18 protein-coding genes are annotated in these 22,884 nt (G+C 67.5%); 11 read left to right on the forward strand and 7 right to left on the reverse strand.

What is annotated here, in order from left to right; all coding sequences use genetic code 11:
* The first annotated feature begins 105 nt into the window (after positions 1-105).
* The 5 genes from E0L17_RS06320 (at position 106) to E0L17_RS06340 (ending at position 7,412) form a co-directional block, all read left to right on the forward strand.
* Entirely contained in the window at positions 106-1,431 is a 1,326-nt protein-coding gene (locus E0L17_RS06320; protein WP_286163337.1) for a lipase family protein, read from the forward strand.
* A 726-nt stretch (positions 1,432-2,157) separates the two neighbouring features.
* Positions 2,158-3,237: a phenylalanine--tRNA ligase subunit alpha gene (gene pheS, locus E0L17_RS06325; RefSeq protein WP_167930415.1), complete on the forward strand. Its 1,080-nt coding sequence runs from the start codon at positions 2,158-2,160 to the stop codon at positions 3,235-3,237.
* A 104-nt stretch (positions 3,238-3,341) separates the two neighbouring features.
* Positions 3,342-5,810 carry a phenylalanine--tRNA ligase subunit beta gene (gene pheT, locus E0L17_RS06330; protein WP_167930416.1) on the forward strand — a complete coding sequence of 823 codons (2,469 nt, stop codon included), beginning with the start codon at positions 3,342-3,344 and terminating at the stop codon, positions 5,808-5,810.
* A gap of 111 nt (positions 5,811-5,921) precedes the next feature.
* Positions 5,922-6,731, forward strand: coding sequence for a YARHG domain-containing protein (locus E0L17_RS06335; RefSeq protein ID WP_167930417.1), 810 nt, complete (start codon positions 5,922-5,924; stop codon positions 6,729-6,731).
* A 15-nt stretch (positions 6,732-6,746) separates the two neighbouring features.
* Entirely contained in the window at positions 6,747-7,412 is a 666-nt protein-coding gene (locus E0L17_RS06340) for a hypothetical protein (protein WP_167930418.1), read from the forward strand.
* Positions 7,413-7,518: 106 nt separating this feature from the next.
* Here the strand turns inward: E0L17_RS06340 and E0L17_RS06345 are convergent, their stop codons facing one another.
* The 6 genes from E0L17_RS06345 to E0L17_RS06370 form a co-directional block, all read right to left on the reverse strand.
* Positions 7,519-8,808 carry a phosphoglucose isomerase-related protein gene (locus tag E0L17_RS06345; protein WP_167930419.1) on the reverse strand — a complete coding sequence of 430 codons (1,290 nt, stop codon included), beginning with the start codon at positions 8,806-8,808 and terminating at the stop codon, positions 7,519-7,521.
* A 9-nt stretch (positions 8,809-8,817) separates the two neighbouring features.
* The gene (locus tag E0L17_RS06350; RefSeq protein WP_167930420.1) at positions 8,818-10,314 is read right to left on the reverse strand and encodes a lactate racemase domain-containing protein; all 1,497 of its coding nucleotides are present in this window, start codon (positions 10,312-10,314) and stop codon (positions 8,818-8,820) included.
* A gap of 63 nt (positions 10,315-10,377) precedes the next feature.
* Complete coding sequence (locus E0L17_RS06355; protein ID WP_167930421.1) at positions 10,378-11,214, reverse strand: triose-phosphate isomerase; 837 nt, start codon at positions 11,212-11,214, stop codon at positions 10,378-10,380.
* 37 nt (positions 11,215-11,251) lie between these two features.
* Positions 11,252-12,418 carry a diphosphate--fructose-6-phosphate 1-phosphotransferase gene (locus tag E0L17_RS06360; RefSeq protein WP_167930422.1) on the reverse strand — a complete coding sequence of 389 codons (1,167 nt, stop codon included), beginning with the start codon at positions 12,416-12,418 and terminating at the stop codon, positions 11,252-11,254.
* A gap of 2 nt (positions 12,419-12,420) precedes the next feature.
* Entirely contained in the window at positions 12,421-13,578 is a 1,158-nt protein-coding gene (locus tag E0L17_RS06365) for a class II fructose-bisphosphate aldolase (RefSeq protein ID WP_167930423.1), read from the reverse strand.
* Positions 13,579-13,695: 117 nt separating this feature from the next.
* Positions 13,696-14,754 (reverse strand): LacI family DNA-binding transcriptional regulator, encoded by a 1,059-nt coding sequence (locus E0L17_RS06370; RefSeq protein WP_167930424.1) that lies wholly within the window; start codon positions 14,752-14,754, stop codon positions 13,696-13,698.
* A gap of 406 nt (positions 14,755-15,160) precedes the next feature.
* On the opposite strand from E0L17_RS06370, the gene E0L17_RS06375 reads away from it, so the two are divergent.
* The 6 genes from E0L17_RS06375 to E0L17_RS06400 all read left to right on the forward strand — a co-directional run bounded on the left by E0L17_RS06375 (position 15,161) and on the right by E0L17_RS06400 (position 21,547).
* Positions 15,161-15,940 carry an ABC transporter permease gene (locus E0L17_RS06375; protein ID WP_075279591.1) on the forward strand — a complete coding sequence of 260 codons (780 nt, stop codon included), beginning with the start codon at positions 15,161-15,163 and terminating at the stop codon, positions 15,938-15,940.
* The gene (locus E0L17_RS06380) at positions 15,916-16,707 is read left to right on the forward strand and encodes an ABC transporter ATP-binding protein (protein WP_075279592.1); all 792 of its coding nucleotides are present in this window, start codon (positions 15,916-15,918) and stop codon (positions 16,705-16,707) included. The genes E0L17_RS06375 and E0L17_RS06380 overlap by 25 nt, the downstream gene beginning before the upstream one ends.
* An 87-nt stretch (positions 16,708-16,794) precedes the next feature.
* A complete protein-coding gene (locus E0L17_RS06385; protein WP_167930425.1) occupies positions 16,795-17,889 on the forward strand; it encodes a substrate-binding domain-containing protein in 1,095 nt (364 codons plus the stop codon).
* 128 nt (positions 17,890-18,017) lie between these two features.
* Positions 18,018-18,833 carry a sugar phosphate isomerase family gene (locus E0L17_RS06390; protein ID WP_167930426.1) on the forward strand — a complete coding sequence of 272 codons (816 nt, stop codon included), beginning with the start codon at positions 18,018-18,020 and terminating at the stop codon, positions 18,831-18,833.
* A gap of 12 nt (positions 18,834-18,845) precedes the next feature.
* Positions 18,846-20,009, forward strand: coding sequence for an N-acetylglucosamine-6-phosphate deacetylase (nagA, locus tag E0L17_RS06395; RefSeq protein WP_167930427.1), 1,164 nt, complete (start codon positions 18,846-18,848; stop codon positions 20,007-20,009).
* A gap of 206 nt (positions 20,010-20,215) precedes the next feature.
* A complete protein-coding gene (locus tag E0L17_RS06400; protein ID WP_167930428.1) occupies positions 20,216-21,547 on the forward strand; it encodes an alpha-amylase family glycosyl hydrolase in 1,332 nt (443 codons plus the stop codon).
* Between the two features lie 329 nt (positions 21,548-21,876).
* Here the strand turns inward: E0L17_RS06400 and ucpA are convergent, their stop codons facing one another.
* Positions 21,877-22,668, reverse strand: coding sequence for an SDR family oxidoreductase UcpA (ucpA, locus tag E0L17_RS06405; RefSeq protein WP_167930429.1), 792 nt, complete (start codon positions 22,666-22,668; stop codon positions 21,877-21,879).
* Between the last annotated feature and the right edge of the window lie 216 nt (positions 22,669-22,884).

The following is a 22,884-nucleotide window of genomic DNA, read 5'->3' on the forward strand; positions in this document are numbered from 1 at the left end:
GCGGACGCCCCGCCGCCTTTCTAACGGTTTCGTCATGTTGCCTGCCGCATGCCAGCTGCGGCGCGTTGCCGGGTATCATGGTAAAAAGGGCGGACGGAGGTGACGATGCGGCTGCGCGGCGAGGGACGGAGACGCACGAGGCGGCGGCGGAGCCTGCTGTTCGTCCTGCTTGTCACGGTCGTCCTTCTCGACAGCGCGACGCTGGCCGGGGCAGCGGTGCTGCACGCGCGCCGCATCGAGCAGGCGACGGGAGCAAACGCGGTCATCGCGCCGGAGGTCAGCGCGGTGGAGCGGCCTCCCTCGTTCACGACGGACATCGAGTACGCCGCGCTGTTCTCGGGCGACGGCCATCAGGTCTCCTCACAGGTCACTTGGGACGACGAGTGGTTCTTCCAGGACCCGACGGCCTACAATGCCGAGCTCGCGCACACCTGCGCGGTCCTCTCCGCCGTCGCCAATGCCGAGAGCGCTTACTACCAGCAGGGCTCGAGCGTGCCCGCCTTCGCGGAGAACGCGTTTGCGAGCCTGGGCTTCGACGAGGTGTCGACGGCTTCCTACCGGTATCGCAGTGAGGTGCTCGACGAGCTGAGGGGGCTTCTCGACGGAACGGACGTCGTTGCCTACACGCTCGCCACGAAGCGCCTGCGCTCGCGGGAGACCGGGGCCGAGAAGGAGCTCTGCGTCGTGGTGGTGCGCGGGTCGTATGGGTCTGAGTGGCTCTCCAACATCCGGATCGAGGGCACCTCGGACGTGGCGCGCGAGCTGGGAGATGCCGACCATCTGGGCTTCACGCTCGCCGCCGCCGAGATCGTCCTCGACCTCGAGGAGCGTGCCGTCGCGGTGGACCCCGGGGTGGAGCGGAGCTACCTCTTCTGCGGACACAGCCGCGGTGGTGCCGTGGCCAACCTCCTCGCGAGCTACGCGGACGGGGCCTCGGGGGCGCACGGTGCGATTCCCTCCGCCGGGGACGTGCGCGCGTATACCTTTGCCACCCCCAACTGCACCTCGGCGGAAGACGCGCGTGACGCCACCTACGACAACGTCTTCAACGTGCTCAATCCCTCCGACCTGGTTCCCCAGCTGCCGCTCGCAGAGTGGGGCTACCGCCGGTACGGTCAGGACGTGTGGCTTCCCGCCGAGGGCCAGACGGCCTTCGACCGGTCGTATGGCGCCATGCGCGACTCGTACGAGCGCAGCATGGGGACGGAGTGCCCCTACGACCCCTCCGACCGGGAGACGGTGGACGGGATGCTGGGCGAGCTGGGGAGCGAGGTGTCGAGCTTCGACGAGCTCACGTCCCCTGCCGGCCTGCTCACGCTGACCCGTCTCTGCCTTGGCGTCGACGCGGGGCGCCTCCTTGCCAGTCACTACCCCAACACCTATATTGCCTGGCTCGATGTCGTGGACGCCTCTGCCCTGACATTCGTATAGCACGTGACGCCCAGATCGGAGCGGCGCTCGACGGCCGTTCGATGCAATCAGGGGGATAGTGCGAAAAAGTCGGACATGCCTCTGCAGTCAGGGGGATAGTGCGAAAAAGTCGGACATGCCTCTGCAGTCAGGGGGATAGTGCGAAGGGTTTTTCGCCTCCGTCTGAGTAGCGCCTCTCAAAACATCTGCGTTTATGTGAAATCAAATCAAAATTTGGGGCTCGTGGAGAAGGAAATCGGCAAAAATGGCTTCGCACTATCCCCCTGATTGCAGAGACTGGCTCGAAAGTTTCACACTATCGGGACAATTGCACATAGGGGTATGCCGCTTGCCCGGGCTGTGCTATCATGTCACGCTAGGCGATGACGGAGAGGTCTGGGCGTCGCGTTGCCAGCGGACAAGAGATGGGGGTCACCGGCTGAGAGCCCCCTCCAAGGCAGAGGCCCGGAGTTCACTCCACCAGCCGCGACCTGAACGGTCGTGCGGCGTGCAAAGGGGACAGTCACTTTTGCACGCTCGGGCGGTCACGCACGGAACGTGCAAAAGTGACTGTCCCCTTTGCACGCTCAGTAGGGAAGCCGTCAGTCCCACGGCACGGGGCAGAAGAGCGGGCGCTCGGGGGAGACAACCCGACGCGCCAACCGAGGTGGTACCGCGGATCATTCCGTCCTTGGGCAGCAGCACGGCTGCCGAGGGGCGGTTTTTTAGTAGAGAAGGGATTGCACGATGTCGATGTCCGACGACCTCAAGGCGATCGAGGCCCAGTTCCAGGAGGGCCTGGCCGCCGCCGAGACCATGGAGGCCCTCGAGGCCCTGCGCGTGAGCTACCTGGGCAAGAAGGGCCAGCTCACGGCCATCATGCGTTCGATGGGCAAGGTGCCGCCCGAGGAGCGCCCGGCCATGGGCCAGCTCGCCAACACCGTCCGCGCCACCGTGGACGCCGCGCTCAAGGCGCGCAAGGAGGAGCTCTCCGCCGCGCTCCTGGAGCAGAAGATGGCCGCCGATGCCGTTGACGTCACGCTGCCGGGACGTCGCCTCTCCCAGGGCACCCAGCACCTCATCAGCCAGATTCGCGAGGAGATCGAGGACATCTTCGTGGGGCTCGGCTACACCGTCGAGGACGGTCCCTACGTGGAGAGCACCTGGTACAACTTCACCGCGCTCAACGCGCCGGAGGACCACCCCAGCCGTTCCGCCAAGGACACCTTCTACGTGGTGGACAACGCGCCGGGCACGATGCTCCACGCCGAGGAGACCAACGTCCAGGGCGAGTCCGACATCCTGCTGCGCACCCAGACCTCCGGCGTCCAGGTGCACGTTATGGAGAACAAGAAGCCGCCCATCTACATGATCTGCCCGGGCACCGTCTTCCGCCCGGATACCGCCGACGCTAACCACCTGCCGCAGTTCACGCAGGTGGAGGGCCTCGTCGTGGACGAGGGCATCACCTTTGGCGACCTCAAGGGCACGCTTGACTACTTCACGCGCGAGATCTTCGGCAAGGACCGCGCCACGCGCTACCGCCCGCACTTCTTCCCGTTCACCGAGCCCAGCTGCGAGGTCGACGTCTCCTGCGGCGTCTGCGGCGGCAAGGGCTGCCGCTTCTGCAAGAACACCGGCTGGCTTGAGATCCTGGGCGCCGGCATGGTGGACCCCAACGTCTTCGAGTTCTGCGGCATCGATCCCGAGAAGTACACCGGATTCGCCTTCGGCATCGGCGTCGAGCGCGTGGCGGCCCTTCGCTACGACCTGCCCGACCTGCGCATGCTGATGACCGGCGACATGCGCTTCCTCCGTCAGTTCTAACGCGCCACTGGCGTCAGGTTTATTTGGCATGCCAAATAAACCTGACGCCAGTGGCACAGAACTGACGGAAACATGTTTCGAATCGCGCGAGAAGGAGAAGAGAAATGCGCGTCTCATATGAGTGGCTCAAGAGCATGGTCGACGTGCCGGCAGACCCCGTCGAGCTCGTGGCCGAGTTCACCCGCACCGGCACCGAGGTCGAGGCGGTGGAGAAGGTCGGCGCCAACCTCGAGCACGTGGTCACGGCCCAGGTCGTGAGCAAGAAGCCTCACCCCGACTCCGACCACATGTGGCTCTGCCAGGTCAGCGTGGGCGACAAGAACGTGGACGCGAACGGCAACCCCGTCCCCCTGCAGATCGTCTGCGGCGCCCAGAACTTCAACGAGGGCGACCACATCGTGTGCGCCATGATCGGCGCCGTGCTGCCCGGTGACTTCAAGATCAAGAAGAGCAAGCTGCGCGGCGTCGAGTCCTGCGGCATGAACTGCTCGGCCCGGGAGCTGGGCCTCGGCAACGACCACGAGGGAATCCTGATCCTGCCCGAGGACGCGCCGGTGGGGATGGACTTCACCGACTACCTCGGCATGTCCGATACCGTGATCGACTGCGAGATCACGCCCAACCGCCCCGACTGCCTCTCCATGACCGGCATCGCCACCGAGGTCGCGGCCATCCTCGACGAGGACACCCACATCGAGCTGCCCGCCGTGAAGGTCGAGCAGGGCCCGAATGCCGCCGACCTCGTCGACGTGACGATTGACGATCCCGAGCTCTGCCCGCGCTACACCGCTCGCGTGGTGCGCAACGTCAAGATCGGCCCCTCGCCCGAGTGGCTCGCCCAGCGCGTTGCCGCCGCCGGCGGACGCTCGATCAACAACGTCGTGGACGTGACCAACTACGTGATGTACCTTACCGGCCAGCCGCTCCACGCCTTTGACCTGGGCAAGCTCACGGAGCGCGACGGCCGCCGCCACATCGTGGTCCGCGCCGCACACGACGGCGAGAAGCTCGTGACGCTCGATGGCCAGGAGCGCGAGCTCACGCACGACATGTGCCTCATCACCGACGACGGTCACACCCCGATCGCGCTTGCCGGCGTCATGGGCGGCCTCGACTCCGAGATCACGGAGGAGACCGTCGACGTCCTTCTCGAGAGCGCGAACTTCTCGAGCGGCCATACGTCGCGCACCTCGCGCAACCTCGACCTCATGAGCGAGGCCTCCATCCGCTACGAGCGTCAGGTCGACGGCTCCAACTGCGCCAACGTGACCGAGATCGCGGCCGCGCTCTTTGAGGAGTGCTGCGGCGCCGAGGTCTGCCCGGGCATCGTGGACGTCTACCCCGGGGAGGCGGACGACGCCCCGGCGCGCATCGAGTTCCGCCCGTATCGCGCCCGCGCGCTTGCCGGCGCCCCCATCACCAACTCGTTCATGATGTCCCGCCTCGAGCGCCTTGGCTGCACGGTCGAGAAGAACGACATCGAGCACTACGTCGTGACCGCCCCCACCAACCGGCCTGACCTCACCCGCGAGGTCGACCTCATCGAGGAGGTCGTGCGCCTCTGGGGCGAGGGCGACATCGAGGCCACGCTGCCCGCAGCCAAGAACCACGCCGGCGGCCTCACCGTCGAGCAGCGCCGCGTCCGCAAGATCGGCCAGGTCCTGCGCTCCTGCGGCCTCTCGGAGACCTCCACGTACAACTTCGCCGCGCCGGACGACCTCGCCCGTCTGGGCATCCCCGAGACCGGTCGTGGCGTGCCCGTGAAGATCATCCGCCCGCTCGTGGCCGAGCAGTCCGAGATGCGCCGCTCCATGCTGCCGGGGCTGCTCCGCTCCGTGGCGTACAACCTCGATCACGGCGTCGCCAACGTCGCGCTCTACGAGATCGGCCGCGTCTTCTTTGGCCACGAGAGCCGGAGCCTCCCCGACGAGCCGAGCTACGTCTGCGGCGTCATGGCCGGCAAGCGCGCCGACGACGCGTGGAACCAGCACTTTGACGAGTACGACTTCTTCGACGCCAAGGGCGTGGTCGAGGAGCTGCTCGACGCCCTGCGCCTCACGAAGGTCCGCTTCAAGGTCGCCGACCCCGATCAGTACCCGTGGCTCCAGCCGGGCCGCGCCGCCGAGGTCACGGCCGGCGGCGGCCAGGTCATCGGCTGGGTCGGCAACGTCCACCCGCGCGGCCTCAAGGCCATGGGCGTGGACGCGCCCGTGGTGGCCTTCGAGCTCTCCCAGGCGGCGCTGCTGCGCCTCGCGGTGGACCAGCTGCCCTACGAGGACGTGCCCACGCTGCCCGGCGTGGACGTGGACCTCGCCATCGTCGTGGACGAGTCGGTGACCTGCGAGACCCTCATGCAGCGCATCTCCTCGGCCGGCGGAAAGCTGCTCGCTGACGTCCGCCTCTTCGACGTCTACCGCGATGACGAGCGCGTGGGCAAGGGCAAGAAGTCCATGGCCTTCTCGCTCACCTACCGTGCGGCCGACCGCACCCTCACCTCCGACGAGGTGGAGAAGGCCCACTCCAAGCTCGTGACCAAGGTCTGCAAGTCCACCGGCGGCGAGGTCCGCAGCTAGCCTGACAAAGGGGACGGGTTTATCTGTCATGACGGCGGCCGGGCGCGATTGCGTCCGGCCGCGCCGCGTTAGGGTTACACTGTCTGGGTGACGCTGTTGCAAGGAGGGACCATGTTCTGCTCAAACTGCGGCGCCGAGATTTCCGACGGCGCGAAGTTCTGCGACTCGTGCGGCGCCCCCGTCAGCACGGGCGATGCCGACAAGACCGCCGCCGTCCCACCGGCTGCGCCCGCCCCTCCCGTCCCCTCCACGCCTTCTCAGCCCGGCGGGGCGCGCCCGCACGGCAGCTCCATCGTGGCCGTCGTCATGTCCGTGGTCGCGCTCGTCGCGGTGGTCGCGCTCGTCGTCGTGGTGGCGAACCCCTTCGGCGGCCCGCGGGACGAGCCGGCTCAGAGCGTCCAGGAGCAGCCTGCGGATGACCCAGCCCCCGCGGAGGAGGCCGAGGCCTCTGATGAGGAGGCCGAGAAGGACGAGGCGGCCGAAGCGGGGAAGGCCGAATCGGAGGAGGATGCGAGCGCCGACGACGCGTCGGGGGATGCCGTCGGCACGCAGCAGAACAACGTGGTCGTGGTGGTCGAGGGCAACGACCGAGCGCCCGCCCCGCCCGCATCGACGGTCGTGCACGTGAACGACGACTACATCCTCCCGTACAGCGCCACGTACGAGTACTCGACGAGCGAGATCTCCCACCTGAGCGACTGGGAGCTCTACCTCGCGAGAAACGAGATCTATGCCCGCCATGGCCGCGAGTTCAGAAACGACGACCTCGTCCGCTACTTCAGCGACAAGTCCTGGTACACCCCGACCTACTCGCCTGACGACTTCGACGCCCGCTCCGGCTCGATCCTGAGCTACACCGAGCAGCGCAACGCCGCGACGATTCTCGAGCTCGAGCAGGCGCGCGGGTCTGCGTACATCTAGCCCCGGAGGGCATCCATGCCAAGCTGGAACATCCACACCGCGCACGTCGAGCGGCTCCTCCGGGAGGAGGGCGCCGAGTCGCTGGGCGTCCGCGACGCCAACGCGTTTCTCCTGGGCAACCTCGCCCCGGACATCTACGTGGGCTACATGGTCCCCGACACCACGTACCGCATCGACTACAAGCTCACGCACCAGGCCCTGCGCGAGCACATCCCCCTGCCCAGCTATGACGAGTTCTGGAACTTCTACGTGGCGCGCCAGGAGCAGGTGAGCGACCTCACGCTCGGCGCGTGGGCACATCTCGTGACCGACCACGTCTACAACGCCCATACGCGTCGCTATCTGGAGCTCATCGGGGTGAAGCCCGGCGAGCGGGCGCGCATCGGCAAGCAGGCGGACTTCGCGCTCTTTGGCCGCACGCTCGACATCTCGATGGTCCCGAGCGTCGACGAGGCCCTTCTCGCCCAGTGTGCCGCGTTTCCGCCGTACTCGATCCTCGAGCGCGACGCGCGTGCCGCGGCCGACGTCGCACGGCGCATCGTCGAGAAGAACCGCGATGAGCACGTGAGCGGCGTGCCCGTCTATCAGCTGCTCAGTGCCGAGTTCTTCGATACGGCCCGCCAGGAGGCGCATGACACCATCGTGCGCGGCCTGCGCTCGTTTGCCGGCCATCGAGGCTAGCCCCGGCACAAGGGAGGCGCGTCCCCCACGCGGTCCTTCTCACACCTTCGCAGGTGGCGAGAAGGACGTGGCGCGGGGGCGCGCCTGGGGGGCGTGTGACGCTGCCCTAGCGGCGCCCGAGCGTGCGGAACATGAGCTGCTTGTAGGACTCCACCCCGGGCTGGTCGAAGGGGTTGACGCCGAGCAGGCTCGCCGAGAGGTAGCACGAGAACATGAGGAAGTAGAAGAGCCTTCCCAGATGCTCGGCATCCAGACGGTCGAGCTCAAGAGTGGGGCAGGGGAGCGCCGATGCGTGCGCGGCGCGCGTGGCCGCAAAGCTCGCCTTGTTGACGTCCCAGAAGTCGACGCCGTCGAGGTACCCAAAGCGGTCGTCGATGTCCGAGCCCCCCAGGACGAGGGAGTCTCCCTCGCCGGGCTCGAGCACGTCGAGGAAGGTCTCCATGACCTGGGGCGTGCCGTCCTGCACGTACTGGCCCAGGCTGTGAAGCTCCTCGGAGTACTCGGCCGAGGCTGGGAAGAGTCCGCGACCGTCCTTGCCCTCGCTCTCGCCAAAGAGCTGCTCGTACCACTTGGAGAGCCAGCGGAAGCGAGGCTCGAAGAAGCTCAGGAGCTCCACGCGCAGCCCCGCGTCCCAGGCGAGCCTGCGGATGAGCGCGTAGCGCCAGGCAGCGTTTACCAGGGGGTCCTCCGTGCCGTCGCGCAGGAGGGCCTCCTCGGCGCGGGCGCCGGCCACGAGGGCCCGGACATCGGCGCCGGCGAAGGCGAGGGGCAGGAGGTGCACCTCGGTGAGCGCCGTGTAGCGCCCGCCCACGGGCCCGGGGAAGGTCGTGAACGTATAGCCGTGGTCGTGGCAGAGCCTCTCGAGGTGGGAGTCCGGCGTGCCGCAGCAGACGATGCGCGATGCCGCGTTCTTCTCGCCATGCCGTTCGACGAGCCACTGACGCAGCAGCCGGAAGGATGACCCAGGCTCCAGCGTCTCGAAGTTCTTGGCCACGCAGTCGATGACGACCTCGTGGCCCTCGAGGTCCTCCAGAACGCGCCGAAGCGCAAAGGCGGAGAGGGTGTTGCCCGCGTAGACCACGCGGTGCATCCCGTCGAGCGAGCCGCCGCGCGCGCCCAGCGCGCAGAGCGCGGCGCGCGCGGCGTTGTTGGAGCCGCCGACGCCGATAAGGACAAAGGTGTCCGCGCGTTCGCGCAGCTGCGCGGCAAGGCCCTCGACCCGGGCGATCTTCTCGTCCGAGGCCCAGTCGTCCACGTGGAGCCAGCCGAGGGAGCCGGCGTGGCGCCCCTCGCCCGCCTGGCAGCGCGCAAGCACGTCGGCGTGGGCGGCCGAGGCCCGGGCGACCTCGTCGGAGGTCACCCGGGCGCCGAGGAACGTCTCGTTAAGCCGAAGCATCCGTCGCGCCTAGCAGCCGCAGGGGTGCGCGGGGGCGTCGTCGCGGAAGTGGCTGTTCTGGGACGGGTCCTTCATGCAGAGGTGCGGCACGGCGCGGTTGTAGGCGTGCGGTAGCGCCAGGATGTTGGGGTTGCCGTCGGTGAACTTGCGCGTGGCGTCCGCGATGGCCTCCTCGAAGGTCGGGCGGGTCTTGAGGCCCATGGTGCGGGCGATGCCGGGCTTCTGCGCGCCCACGATGTAGGTGGCGCTGAGGTACTTCTCGGCAAGGTTTCCGCAGGTCATCATGCTGAAGCCATGGAACGGGTGGAAGGCGTTGGCAAAGCGGTACTTGCGGATGTACTCCTCGTTGGTGGCGAAGTACTCGCCGTACTTGATCATCTCGTCGAGGGTGTTCATCTTGTCGGACTGCCAGAGCTCCCACTGCTCGCGCAGGTAGGGCCAGCGCTCGTCGTGGAACCAGCCGTTGCAGTAGCTGGCGATGACAAAGACGCAGTGGTCGGAGAGGATGCGCTTGTGGCGGATGACCTGGGCGGAGACGGCCTGCATCATCTGGATGGGGTTGGTGCCCATGCCGTCGCCGTAGTGGAAGTTGGTGGGCATGCCCATGACCACGATGTCGTACTTCTTCTCGGCCCAGTGCACGTAGGTGCGCTTGTCGGCGAGCTTCCAGGAGACGGGCTGCATCTCGGCGGCGTAGCCGGAGAAGATGGCGATCTGGCGGCTCCAGGTGTCGAGCACGGCGTCGCAGCAGAAGAACTTCTTGCCCATCTTCTCTTCCATGAACATGCCCTGCTGGTCAAACTTGTCGCGCATGAGGGAGGAGGTGGAGACGGGGACGAAGTCCGGGCGGCTCATGACGCGCGGCACGTGGTGGGCGCTGATGGAGCGCCAGTGGGTGATGCCGGTGGCGCAGTGCTTGTAGCCGCCCGAGTAGCCGCCGTAGGGGTTGCCCTGCGTGTGGCCGATGAGGATGGCGATGTCGGCGTCGTAGACGTACCTGTTCATGATCACGTGGTCGCCCTGCGGGGTGAAGCCGAGGTCGACGAGGTGGTCGTAGTCCTCGGAGTCGTGGCTCGTGATCTGGCCCGTGCCCTCGAACTCGTTGTAGAGGTCCTCGCCCAGGATGAGCTTGGCCTCGGCGGTGGAGGTACGGGGGTGCAGGCCGTTGGAGAAGAGCAGGAGCACGTCGTCGTGGGAGACGCCGTTGGCGAAGAGCTCGTCGAGGCAGGCGCGGATGGCCACCTTGCGGTGGGAGGTGGGCTGCGTGCCGCCCTTCACGATGTCGGGGATGACGATGACGACCTTGGCGCCGGGGTGCGCGAGGTCGGCGAGCGGCTCCATGCCGATGGGGTTGCGGATGCTCTCGAGCGTGGCGCTGTAGAGGCTGTCCCAGTCCTGCGGCAGGCACTCGGGGTCCTTGACGGTCTCGCCGGTGATGAAGACGTCGGTGCTGTCGGGCAGCTCGGCCCCGAGCATGCCGTTGCCGTACTCAAAGTCCAGATGCATGAGGTTTCCTTTCTGTGGGACGGACGTGAGGGGGCGTGCAAAAGTGACTGTCCCTTTTGCACGTCACTTGAGGTAGAGGTCGACGATCTGGGCGTACTCCTCGGGGTAGAAGCCGATCTCGCCGATGAAGCGCGTGAGGGCGATGAGGCCGCCGTCGATCTCGGGGATGCTGGCGAGCATCTCTGCGTTGTCGGCCTTGAGGCCGCCTCCGTAGACCACGTCGACGCCGGGGACGACGCTCTTGACGAGGCGGGCGACCTTGGTGATGTAGGGTGCGTCGGCGGGCGTCTTGCCGGGTCCGATGCTCCAGACGGGCTCGTAGGCGATGCGCACGCCGGAGAGGTCGGCGCCCTCGAGGCCCTGGGTCACCTGAGCGGTGAGGACGACCTCCCAGTCGTCGACCTCCTCCTCGCGCTCGCCCATGCAGAAGAGCACCTTGAGGCCGGCCGCCTGGGCGGCGCGGACCTCGCGGGAGAGGATGCGGCTCACGGCGGCCTCGACGTCGGCCGGGTCCGCCCCGACCTCGCCCAGGATCGCGCGGAGGTTCATGCGCTCCTCGCAGTGGCCGATGAGGGCCCACCCGCAGCCGAGCTGGGCGACGGAGTTGCCGGTGCGCAGCGTGGTGAAGGCGCCGAAGTTGCCGCCCGGGGCGGTGTCGGCCACGTGGACGCCCTGGCAGCCGATCCCGAGCGGGCTGCCCTCGGCGCCGGCGCAGGCGCCCACGAGGTGCGCCTCCGGGAGAAACGCCGCAAACTCCGCGACGTCGGCGTACTTCTCGGCAACGCCCCTGATGGACGAGGCGACGGTCTCGCCCCAGCGCGCGGGCTCGGCGAGGCGGTTGACGCCGCCGAGCTCGGGGGTGATGTCAAAGCGCTTGAGGTTGAGGAAGATGTGCTTCATGAAGGCTCCAATCTCTTTGCTTCCCGCCCGTCCCGCGTCACACGAAGCTCGCGAAGCGGGGGAGGGCAGGGCCCAGCAGCGGGCGGCACCAGCTGCGGAACGCGTCGGTCACGCCGTTGCCGCGCTCGTTTATGTACTCGTCGGGCATCGTGCGCTCGTCGAGCATCACCTGCTCGATGGGGATGCGGATGAGGCACGCCTCGTAGGGCTCGCTGGATACGCGCTCGATGCCCACCATCTTGCCGGAGTCGCCCTCGAGCACGGCGCGGGTGGCCTCGCGCCCGCAGTCGATGGCCTCCTCGCGGTCGACGGGGCTCTGCCAGGCGATGGAGGCGCGGCCGATGAGGCCGGGCTTCTCGGAGCGCGCCTTGTAGCCCAGCTCGGAGATCACGAGCCTGGCGAGGTGCGCAGAGACGTCGCCGAAGTACGTTGCCCTGCCCACGGTCATGAGGGGTGGGGCGACGGGGGTCCCGTCGGCCGCGTGCAGGCCCTCGCTCACCACCACGACGCCCGAGCCCTTCTCGTCGATGAGGCGTTGGGCGTCGTCGAGGAAGGCGCGCTCGTCGAAGTCGCGCTCGGGCAGGTAGATGAGGTCGGGGCCGCCGGTGCCGGACTCGTCGGCAAAGCAGCTCGCGGCCGTGACCCAGCCGGCGTTTCTGCCCATGGCCTCCACGATGACGATGTGGATGGGAAGCCCGCGCACGTCGCAGCAGATGGCCGACGTCGTCGCCGCCATGTAGCGCGCGGCGCTCGCAAAGCCGGGCGCGTGGTCGGTCACCGCGATGTCGTTGTCCATGGTCTTGGGAATGCCCACCACGTCGATGGGCACGCCCTCCTCATGGCAGGCGCGCCAGATCTTGCCGCAGGTGTCCATCGTCCCGTTGCCGCCGGTGCAGAGGAGCCAGCGGATGCCCTGGCGGTCGAGCGCGTGCGCGAGCTCGCGGTAGTCCTCGTCCTCGAGGGGCTTGCGGCTCGTGCCGATGGCCGAGGAGGGCGAGAAGGGCAGCAGGTCGAGCTTCTCGCGCGGCACCTGGCCAAAGTCGACGAGGCTGCCGTCGGTGATGCCGCCCACGCCGCCGAGCGCGCCGAGCACCCGCCCGACGCCCGGCGTGTTCAGGGCCTCGTCGACGGCGCCGTAGAGCGACGCGTTGATGACCGCGGTGGGGCCGCCGCCGTGGACGACGAGCAGGCCGTCTGCCGCCATGGCTAGATCCCCGCCTTCTCGTAGCGCTCGGCCATCTCCTCGAGCGTGACGAGCTCGGTGTCGGGCGCGTGGCCATAGCTGCCGAACTCGACGATGAGGGTGGCCACGGCCTCCTTCACGCCGGCCTCGATGACCTCGACCAGAGCCGCGCGGTCGTCGTCCTCAACCACGCCGTACATGACGGTGTCGTAGACGGCGGGGAGGAAGACGCGCGGATCCGGGTTCTCGGGGTGCTCCTTGAGCAGCTGGTAGACGCCGCCGATCGACGGGCTCTCCTGGAGCTCCGGGCGCTTGGCGAAGAGCTCGCGCATGTTGCGGGTCACCGCGAGGCGGATGTCGGTGTCCACGTTGATCTTGTTGATGCCGGCGGGGATTGCGGCCTTGAGCTCGTCGAGGCTGATGCCGTAGGCGTTCTGGATGTTGCCGCCGAGGGCGTTGATCTCACGCACGATGTAGGCGGGGACGGTCGAGGAGCCGTGGCTCACGAGCGCGCAGTCGAGCCCCTCGTGGGCGAGGCACTCGCGGATGGCGATGGGGATCTCGCGGCGGAGCTTGACGTCCTTGCCCTTGGAGGGGCCGTGCATGGTGCCGTAGCTGATGGCGAGCGCGTCGACCTTGGTGTTGCGGACGAACTCGACCGCGGTGAGCGGGTTGGTGTAGGTGCTCGACGCGGCGAAGACGTGGTCCTCGACGCCGGCAAGCACGCCGAGCTCGCCCTCGACGGAGACGCCGCGCGGGTGCGCGTACTTGACGACCTCTCGCGTGAGCTCCATGTTCTCCTCGAGCGGCAGGGACGATCCGTCGATCATGACGGAGGTGTAGCCGCCGGCGATGGCAGCCTTCACGCTCTCCATGTCACGGCCGTGGTCGAGGTGCAGGACCACGGGGACGGGGCTGTTCTCGCCGTACCTCTTCACGGCGTCGCCGATGTTCCTGGCGCCGACGATCTTGTCCTCGACCGTGCCGTTGGCAAAGTCCGCGCGCCCTCCCATGAAGGCGTTGGCGAGGTCGGCGCCCTGCAGGATGGCGGCGCTCCTCAGCATCTCGTGGACCTCGATCACGGCCTTTGCCTGGCAGACGGCGTTGACGTTGAACGCGCCCTGGGCGTAGCCGCCCCTTCGCGCGGCGTCCAGGACGGGCTTGAGCGGAACGAGTGCCATGTGACCATCTCCTTGTTCGTGCCCGGCCTACCCGGGCGCTGACAGATTGCGGTGCTGACGGTGCTTCTCGCGGTGGTGCGTATGCTCTGTGCTCGCCGGCGGGCGGCCCTCCTTCCGCTAGTGCCGCCGGGGCTCGATCTTGGGCTCGATGACGTTGGTGAGCTTGATGATTCGTGCGGAGGGGGCCCCGCCGCGCATGAGCGAGACGATCTCGTCCGCGCAGGCGACCCCCGTCTCGTAGTTGGGAAGGCGCGTATAGAAGTTGGCGGCAAGCCAGTTCTCGCCGTTGTTGGCGAGCTCGGCGTAGACGATGTTGCGGTCGGAGTCGATCTTCCGGAAGAAGTGGGTCCAGGTGGCCCAGCTGGTGATGATCGCGTCGCCGTCACGCGTCTCGGAGAGGATGCCCGAGGCCATCTCGAGGAGCCGGGCGGTGAGCCTGATGCCGTCCTCGGTGTTGCCCACCGTGTAGCGCTCGTCCCAGATGTCGATGTTGCTGAGGTCGATGGGGGCGTCGCGGACCTCGAGCTGCACGCCGGACGCCTGGCAGATGTCACGCACGCCCTGCTCGCGCAGGCGCTCCTGGGCGGTGTCGATCTGGGGCCTCAGGTAGAGGACGCGCCGGCAGCCCCGCTCCACCACGCGCGAGGTGACGAGACGGGCGCCGCCGCGGTAGTCGAGGTCGACGGTGCTGTAGGCGTCCGCCTGCCGTTGGCAGTCAAAGACCACGAGCGGAGCGCGCTCCTCCTGGAGGACCTTGAGGCTCTCCTCGTCGGGCCCCTCGTTCTCGATGCCGATGAAGATGATGCCGCCCACGCGGCCGGCGAGGTAGGCGCTCGCGTAGTCGGCGTGCCCGAGGCTGTCGACCTTGTTGCCGAGGAGAAGGACGTTGTAGCCGTCCTGCTCGAGCCGCGTCTGGATGCCGTAGGCCATCTGGCTGAAGCGGGGGACGGCGAGGTTCCTCCTCAGGACGACGCCCACGCAGGGGATGTTGCGGCTCCTCAGGGTGCGCGCGTGCGCGTTGGGCATGTAGTTGAGCTTGCGCGCCGCCTGGAGCACCCGCTCGCGGGTCTCCAGTCGGATGGACTGGCCGGGGGTGTTGTTGATGACGTAGGAGACGGTGGCCGCCGTAACCCCGGCTTCCTGTGCGACGTCCTTGAGCGTGGTTCGCCTGCCCATCTCGCCTCCTATCGTCATTCTCGCTTTTTCGATTAAGCGAGATACTATCTGTTTACCATGACCTGCGGGGTAAAGGCTCAGAAACTTCGAGAAACACGCTTACGGTCAAATAACTACCGTTTACCGAGCTAGAGGGTCAGATAGGTCCCGAGCGGTACCAAATTCGCTGCAAGCGGTATTTACGAGAACTTAACTCTAGCAATTCCCGAAAAGCCGTGTTTACATGTCCATAACTTAATCGTTTGAGTAGAAAACGACTGAGTCGCACTTCGTTTCTCCCCGTTCTTCTCGCTTGCAGCTCTTGCTCTGATAGCACCACCGCGCACGCTCAAACGCCGGATGCTCCCGCCGCCCCCACGCAGTTCGGAAGGAGGGGGATGACGGGATCGAACGAAGGAGGCCGTCATTGAAAGAGAAGAAAGTACCCATCTGGAGCAAGGTGCCAAGCTGGGCTTGGGCGCTGATCTCCCTGGCGCTGGCCGTGGCCCTGTGGCTCGCCGCATCGGGCACGTGGCCCGCCGTCTTCGCGTCTCCTGAGAAGGTCCTCGCGGCCTTCCTCGAGCGTGCGGAGAGCGGCCTGCTCTGGGAGCACGTCTGGGCGTCGGTCTCCCGCGTCCTCACGGGCTTTGGCATCGCCTTCGTGGTGTCCATCCCGGTGGCGTTCCTCATGGCGTGGTATGACCCGTTCCGCCACGTCGTCGAGCCGTGGATCCAGTTCATCCGCAACATCCCGCCGCTGGCCTACGTCTTCCTGATTATCGCCGCCCTCGGCATCGGCCAGACCTCCAAGATCACGGTCATCTTCATCGCCGCGTTCCTCGTCATGGTCATCACCATCTACCAGGGCGTCAAGGGCGTGGACGTCACGCTCATCAAGGCGGCGCGCGTGCTCGGCGCCACCCAGAAGGACATCTTCTTCAAGGTCACCATCCCCGCCTCCACGCCGTTCATCCTCGTCGCGGCGCGCCTCGGCCTCTCCACCTCGCTCACCACGCTCATGGCGTCCGAGATCGTCGGCGGCGACAAGGGCATCGGCATGATGATCCAGCAGGCGAGCGGCTACTACCAGATGGACGTCGTGCTCCTGGGCATCATCCTGCTCGGCATCATCGGCATCTGCTTCGAGAAGATCGTTCGGTTCCTTGAGAGGAGGTTCACGGGATGGCAGGAAACGATTCAGCAGTAAAGGTCCACATCGAGAACGTGGTCAAGAAGTTCAACACCCGCAAGGGCGAGGTGGTCGCCCTCAACGGCGCCAACTTCGACATCCACGAGAACGAGTTCGTGTGCGTCGTCGGGCCGTCCGGCTGCGGTAAGTCCACGCTCCTGAACATCATCGGTGGCCTCGAGGAGCCCACCGAGGGCCGCGTCCTGGTGGACGGCCAGGAGGTCACGGGCCCCGGTCCCGACCGCGGCATCGTCTTCCAGCAGTACGCGCTCTTCCCCTGGCTCACGGTGCTCGAGAACGTCAAGTTCGGCCTCAAGCTCCAAGGCAAGTCCGACAAGGAGGCCGAGGAGATCGCGCTCAAGTACATCAAGCTCGTCGAGCTCCAGGACTTCGTGCACTCCTATCCCAAGGAGCTCTCGGGCGGCATGAAGCAGCGTGTGGCCATCGCCCGCGCCTATGCGGTCAACCCCAAGGTCCTGCTCATGGACGAGCCCTTCGGCGCCCTTGACGCCCAGACCCGCACCCAGCTCCAGTCCGAGCTGCTCGAGACCTGGGAGAAGGAGCAGAAGACCTGCTTCTTCATCACGCACGACGTCGAGGAGGCCATCATCCTCGCCCAGCGCGTCGTCATCATGTACGCCCGCCCGGGCCGCGTGAAGGAGATCGTGGACATCGACATCCCGTATCCCCGCACGCAGGAGACCAAGATGAGCCCGCGCTTCCTCGAGCTCAAGAACCACATCTGGAGCCAGGTCTACCAGGAGTACCTGTCCGTTCGCAAGTAGCGTTCCAGCAGGTTTTTCACGGGGGTGCGCCCCCGCAACACGGGAGGGCGGCGAGAAGGACTCGCCGTCGGAAGGAAAGGAAACGCAATGAAGAAGCTTGACATGAACCAGCTCACCCGCCGCTCGTTCCTCAAGGTCGCCGGTGCCGCCGGCGTCGTGGGCTCGGGCCTCGTCCTCGCCGGCTGCGACGGCGGGACCAAGGAGCCCGAGGCCGACAGCACCTCCGACGACGCCTCCGAGGAGCCTGCCGGCAGCGAGTACGAGCCCGTCACCGTGCACGTGGCCTTCATGCCCAACCTGGGCTCTGCCGCCACGCTCTTCTCGGCCATCGACCAGGGCTACTTCGACGAGGTCGGCATCACCGTCGAGACCGAGCAGTTCCAGGCCGGCCCGGCCGAGATCACGGCCATGCAGTCCGGCTCCGTCGACATCTCCCAGATCGGCCACGGCGCCCACTCCCTCTGCATCCAGGGCCAGGCCAAGATCTTCGCCTTCGACCAGCTCTCCCAGGCCGACTGCGTCGTCGCCAACAAGTCCCACGGCATCGAGACCGGCGCCGACCTCGCCGGCAAGACGGTGGGCGTCGCCTCCGGCACCTCCTCTGAGATCATCCTCCAGTACGTGCTCAAGGACGCCGGCCTCACCACCGACGACATCAACACCGTCGAGATGGACGTCTCCGGCATGACGACGGCCCTCATCTCCGGCCAGATCGACGCCGCCGCCACCTGGTCGCCCAACACCGTCACCCTCGAGGAGCAGCTCGGCGACGACTACCTCGTCCTCGGCACCAACACCGACTACTCCGACGAGGTCGCCTTCCCCGGCTCCTACGTCTGCCTGCCCGAGTACGCCGAGGAGAACCACGACGTCCTCGTCCGCTTTGGCGCCGCCCTGGACAAGGGCAAGGTCTACCGCAACGAGCACATCGACGACGTGGCCAAGCTCCTTGCCTCCGAGCTCGGCGTCCCCGAGGACACGCTCCTTCAGTCCACGGGCGAGGGCGACTGGGCCGGCGCGGTCGACGCCATCGGCAACGTTGACGTCATCACCGGCTACTACGAGGCCCAGCAGAAGGTCTTCCTGGACGGCGGTCAGATCGAGGCCGAGGTGCCGGTCGAGGACTACGTCCTGGTCGACGTCATCACCGAGTCCGACGAGCTCTATGAGACCATCAAGTAGTACGCTCTGAGGTGATCGGAACCTGAGGGCCCCTACCGGTCCCCCCAACTTACGGCCTCTCCGCAGCGGGGTGTCCCTCCCCATCCGCGCGGGGAGGCCGTTTCGCTCATGCGAGACAAGGAGGAAGCATGGACTACTATCACATCTCCGCCGAGGACCTCGGTCGCGACGCGCGCGTCCCGCTCGTCTGCGCCGCCGACTCCGCCGAGGTGTTCTTCGACCTCGCCCTCGAGATGGTGAGCACCATCCGCGAGCACAACGCCCGTGGCGAGAAAACCGTCTTCATCTGCCCGGTGGGCCCGGTGGGCCACTACCCCTACTTCGTGAAGATGGTCAACGACCAGCGCATCTCCCTCAAGGACTGCTGGTTCATCAACATGGACGAGTACCTGGACGACAACGACGAGTGGATCAGCATCGACAACCCGCTCTCCTTCCGCGGCTTCATGGCGCGCAACGTCTACGACAGGATCGACCCCGAGCTCGTGATGCCCGAGGAGCAGCGCATCTTCCCCGACCCGCACGACCCCGGCCACATCGGCCGCGTGATCGACGAGCTCGGCGGCGTGGACATCGCCTTCGGCGGCATCGGCATCACGGGGCACCTCGCCTTCAACGAGCCCCAGCCGGAGCTCACCTGCGAGGAGTTCGCCGCGCTCGAGACCCGCGCCCTCGACATCCACCCCGAGACCCGCGCCACCAACTCCGTGGGCGACCTCGGCGGCGCGCTCGAGGACATGCCGCACCGCTGCGTGACCATCGGCATGCGCGAGATCCTGGGCGCCCGCAAGGTCCGCCTTGGCGTGTTCCGCGACTGGCACCGCGGCGTCGTGCGCCGCGCCGCCTACGGCGAGCCCACCGCCGCCTTCCCGGCCACGCTCCTGCAGGGTCACCCCGACGCCAAGATCTACGTGAACGACGTGGCCCGTCACCAGGCGTACTAGGGAGGCGCGCTCATGCTGTCCAACTGCTACATCACCGGCGCGCGCGTGCTCGCGGGCGACGAGCTCGCACGCCTCAACGTCACCGTCGAGGACGGCGTGGTCACCGGCCTCTCCTCGGCCTATGACAACGAGAAGGACCTTCCGGTCGTCGACGCGAGCGGGCTTCTCGCCCTGCCGGGCTTCATCGACGTGCACACGCACGGCGCCGCGGGCTTTGACGTGAACGCCGCCGACGTCGAGGGCCTGCGCACCATCGGCCGCTTCTTCGCCTCCCAGGGCACCACGGGCTGGCTCTGCTCCATCCTCACGGACACGCCGGAGCAGACGCTCTGGTGCATCGAGCAGGCCCGACAGGTCATCGAGGGCGGCCCCTACGACGGCGCCGCGCTCCTCGGCATCCACCTGGAGGGGCCGTGCCTCTCGAGCGAGTACAAGGGCGCCATGCCCGAGCACCTGCTCATGCACGAGGCCTCGGCCGACCTCTTCCGCCAGTACCAGGAGGCTGCCGGCGGGCACGTCCTCTACACCACGCTCGCCCCGGAGGTCCCGGGCGTGCCCGAGCTCATCCCGCAGCTCGAGGCCCTGGGCATCACCTGTGCCATCGGGCACAGCGGCGCCGGCTACGACCTCTCCTGGGCGTGCGTGAACGCGGGCGCCAAGGCCGCAACGCACGTGGGCAACGCGATGCGCCTCTTCCATCAGCACGAGCCCGCGATCTTTGGCGTGGCGCTCGAGAGCGACATCTACGCGGAGACCATCTGCGACGGCCGCCACCTCGTGCCGGGAACGGTGCGCCTCTACGTCAAGGCCAAGGGGTGGGACCGCCTGCTCGGCATCACGGACTCCATCATGGCCGCCGGCCTGCCGGACGGCAACTACAAGCTCGGCGTCAACGACGTCGTGGTGGAGGACGGCGACGCCAAGCTCGCCTCCACCGGCGTGCGCGCCGGCTCCACCCTCACGCAGGCCACCGCGCTGCGCAACTTCATGAAGTTCACCGGGGCGCCGGTGGAGAAGGCCGCCAAGCCGCTCTCCGAGAACCCCGCGCGCCTCTTCGGCTGGACGGACCGCGGCCGTATCGCCGTCGGCGCGCATGCCGACCTCGTGCTCATGGACGACTCCTATGACGTCGTCCGCACGATCGTGGGCGGACGCACCGTCTACGAGCGCGCGTAGTCCCGGCTCACAGCCCCCTTCCGAGGCGGCCCCATACGGGGCCGCCTCGTCCGTGCCGCGCGTTCTTCTCGCCCCGACCCGGGGTCTTCCCGGGGGCGCGCTTTGGCGTCCCGCCCGCTCCGCCTCCCGCTCGCCCATGGCGAAATTAGGCGAGCGGGAGGCCGCTAGAATGTTGGGGGTCCGCTGTCTTTGAGAGGAGCTCCATCATGAGCTGGTACGAGCCTTCCTTTGTCTATCAGATCTATCCGCTTGGCCTCTGCGGCGCCCCGCACGAGAACGACGGCGTGCTCGAGCACCGACTGCTCAAGCTCATTGATGACGGCTGGGTCGATCACATGGCCAAGCTGGGCGCGACGTGCCTCCTGCTCAACCCCGTCTTCGAGTCGGACGCGCACGGCTACGACACGCGCGACTACACGCGCGTGGACTGCCGCCTGGGCACCAACGAGGACCTGCGCGCCGTGGTGGACGCCTGCCACGCCGCCGGCATCAAGGTCCTTCTCGACGGCGTGTTCAACCACGTGGGGCGCGGCTTCTGGGCCTTCCAGGACGTGCTGCAGCGCCGCGGCGAGAGCCCGTACGTCGGCTGGTTCGAAATCGACTTCAACGGCAACAACTGCTTCAACGACGGCCTCTCCTACAGCTGCTGGGAGGGCGCGGCGGCGCTGGTGAAGCTCAACCACTGGAACCAGGACCTCAATAACTACCTGGCCGACGTCATCCGCGGCTGGGTGCGCGAGTTTGACATCGACGGCCTGCGCCTGGACGTGGCGTACTGCCTGGACCAGGGCTACCTGCGCTCCCTGCGCGGCCTTGCCGACGAGATCGGGCGCGAGCGCGGCGAGAAGTTCCCGCTCGTGGGCGAGACGATGTTCGGCGACTACAACCAGTGGATGGGCGAGGACCTCTGCGACTCCGTGACCAACTACGAGGCCTACAAGGGCCTGTGGTCCTCCATGAACGCGGCCAACATGCACGAGATCGCCTACGCGCTGGAGCGCCAGAGCGGCAGCCACCCGTGGGACCTCTACACCGGCCGACACATGCTCGACTTCGTGGACAACCACGACGTGCCGCGCATCGCCACCAAGCTTGACGACAAGAACCAGCTGGTCCCGCTCTACGGCCTGCTCTTTGCCATGAGCGGCGTGCCGGCGGTCTACTACGGCAGCGAGTGGGGCATCGAGGGCGAGCAGCTCCCCGGAGACCACGAGCTGCGCCCCGCGCTCGACGCGCCGGAGTGGAACGAGCTCACGGACTGGATCGCCGCGCTGGCGAAGGCGCGGGCCGGGAGCGAGGCGCTCGTGTGGGGCGACTACACGCAGCTTCAGTGCCAGCCGCAGCAGCTAGTCTTCCAGCGCCGCAGCGAGGGCGAGCGCGTGATCGTGGCCATCAACGCGAGCGGCGAGCCCGCGACGGTGCACTTCGACGCCCAGTGCGGCCGCGCCGTGGACCTCATCACCGGCGAGGAGCACGACTTCGGCGGCGGCTCGGAGCTCAGGCCCTACTCGGCGTACTACTGGCGCTGCGAGCGGTAGGGGCGACGTCTCGGCCTGCCTCGCAGACACTCCATCCGATAAGGCCGCAGCCGGCACGTATGAGTGCCGGCAAGGAGTGCCGGCATCTTTCGGGCTGTGCGCGGAGGAGTGTCGGCTGCCTCTCGGCATTTGGCGAGAAGTGCCGGCTCGCATCCCGCCTCAAGCCGGCACTTATGAGTGCCGGCCACAGCCGACGGAGGAGCTCTTTTCCCAGCGGTAAGGGCGCCCCGACAGCGAGAGACCCCGGGCGTTCCGGAGAGAAGTTCCGCGCAGCGCACTTCTCGGAGGAACGCCCGGGGCCTCACACCTCGCGGGAGGAAACGCCCGCCCTACTGGCCCATCGACGAGGTCTCGGGCAGCGTGGAGCCGCCGTCGATGACGACCTGCGTGCCGGTGAGGTAGCTCGACTCGCTGGAGGCGAGAAACGCGCAGAGCTCGCCGCACTCCTCGGGCGTGCCGAGCCGGCCGAGGGGCACTGCCGACGCGATGGCGGCGATGGCTCGCTCGGGGTCGTCGGGGTCGGACTGCTGGGCCATGCCATCGACGAGCGGGGTACGCACGTAGCCGGGGCAGATGCAGTTCACGCGCACGTTCTTTGGCGCAAGCTCGCGCGCGAGGGCCTTGGTGAAGCCGACGAGCGCGGCCTTGGTGGTGGCATAGGCGACCTCGCCGGGGTCCGCCACCATGTCGCCGGTGACCGAGCTCGTGATCACGATGGCGCCGCCGCCGGCGTCGATGATTGCGGGGGCCACGGCCTTGCAGGCGTTCCAGACGCCCTTGACGTTGATATCGATGTGGCTGTCCCGCCAGGAGTCGTCCGCCGAGAGGAAGTCGCCGAGGACGCAGATGCCGGCGTTGCAGTCGAGCAAGTCGATGTGCCCGTACGCGTCAAGCGCCGCCTGGGCGAGGCGCTGGCAGTCCTCGTAGCTGGACACGTCGCAGCGCACCCCGAGCGCGTCGAAGCCCGCGTCGCGAAGCTCCTGCGCGAGCGCCATCACGTCCTCGCCGCGCGCCGCGAGGACCACCTTGGCGCCATGCCGCGCGAAGACGCGGGCGATCCCCTCGCCGATTCCCTTGGACGCCCCTGTGACGATGGCGACCTTTCCCTCAAGCTTGCCCATGCGACCTCCTCGTTCGTTGGGTTGCCGTGTCATGCCCTCCATGTTCTCCGAGCGGGGGAGCTTTTTCAACAAGGACGAGAGCGCGCCCGTCCGGATTCCCGCGCGCGTTGCGCCGATCGGGGTTGCGGCAATCCGGGTCTCGCGCGCGTTGCGACGATCGGGGTTGCGGCAATCGTCGGGTCGCGTCAACAGGGCGTTTCTCGCCATGCGTTGCGG

The sequence above is a fragment of the Olsenella sp. SW781 genome (assembly GCF_012027725.1).
GTDB lineage: Bacteria > Actinomycetota > Coriobacteriia > Coriobacteriales > Atopobiaceae > Thermophilibacter.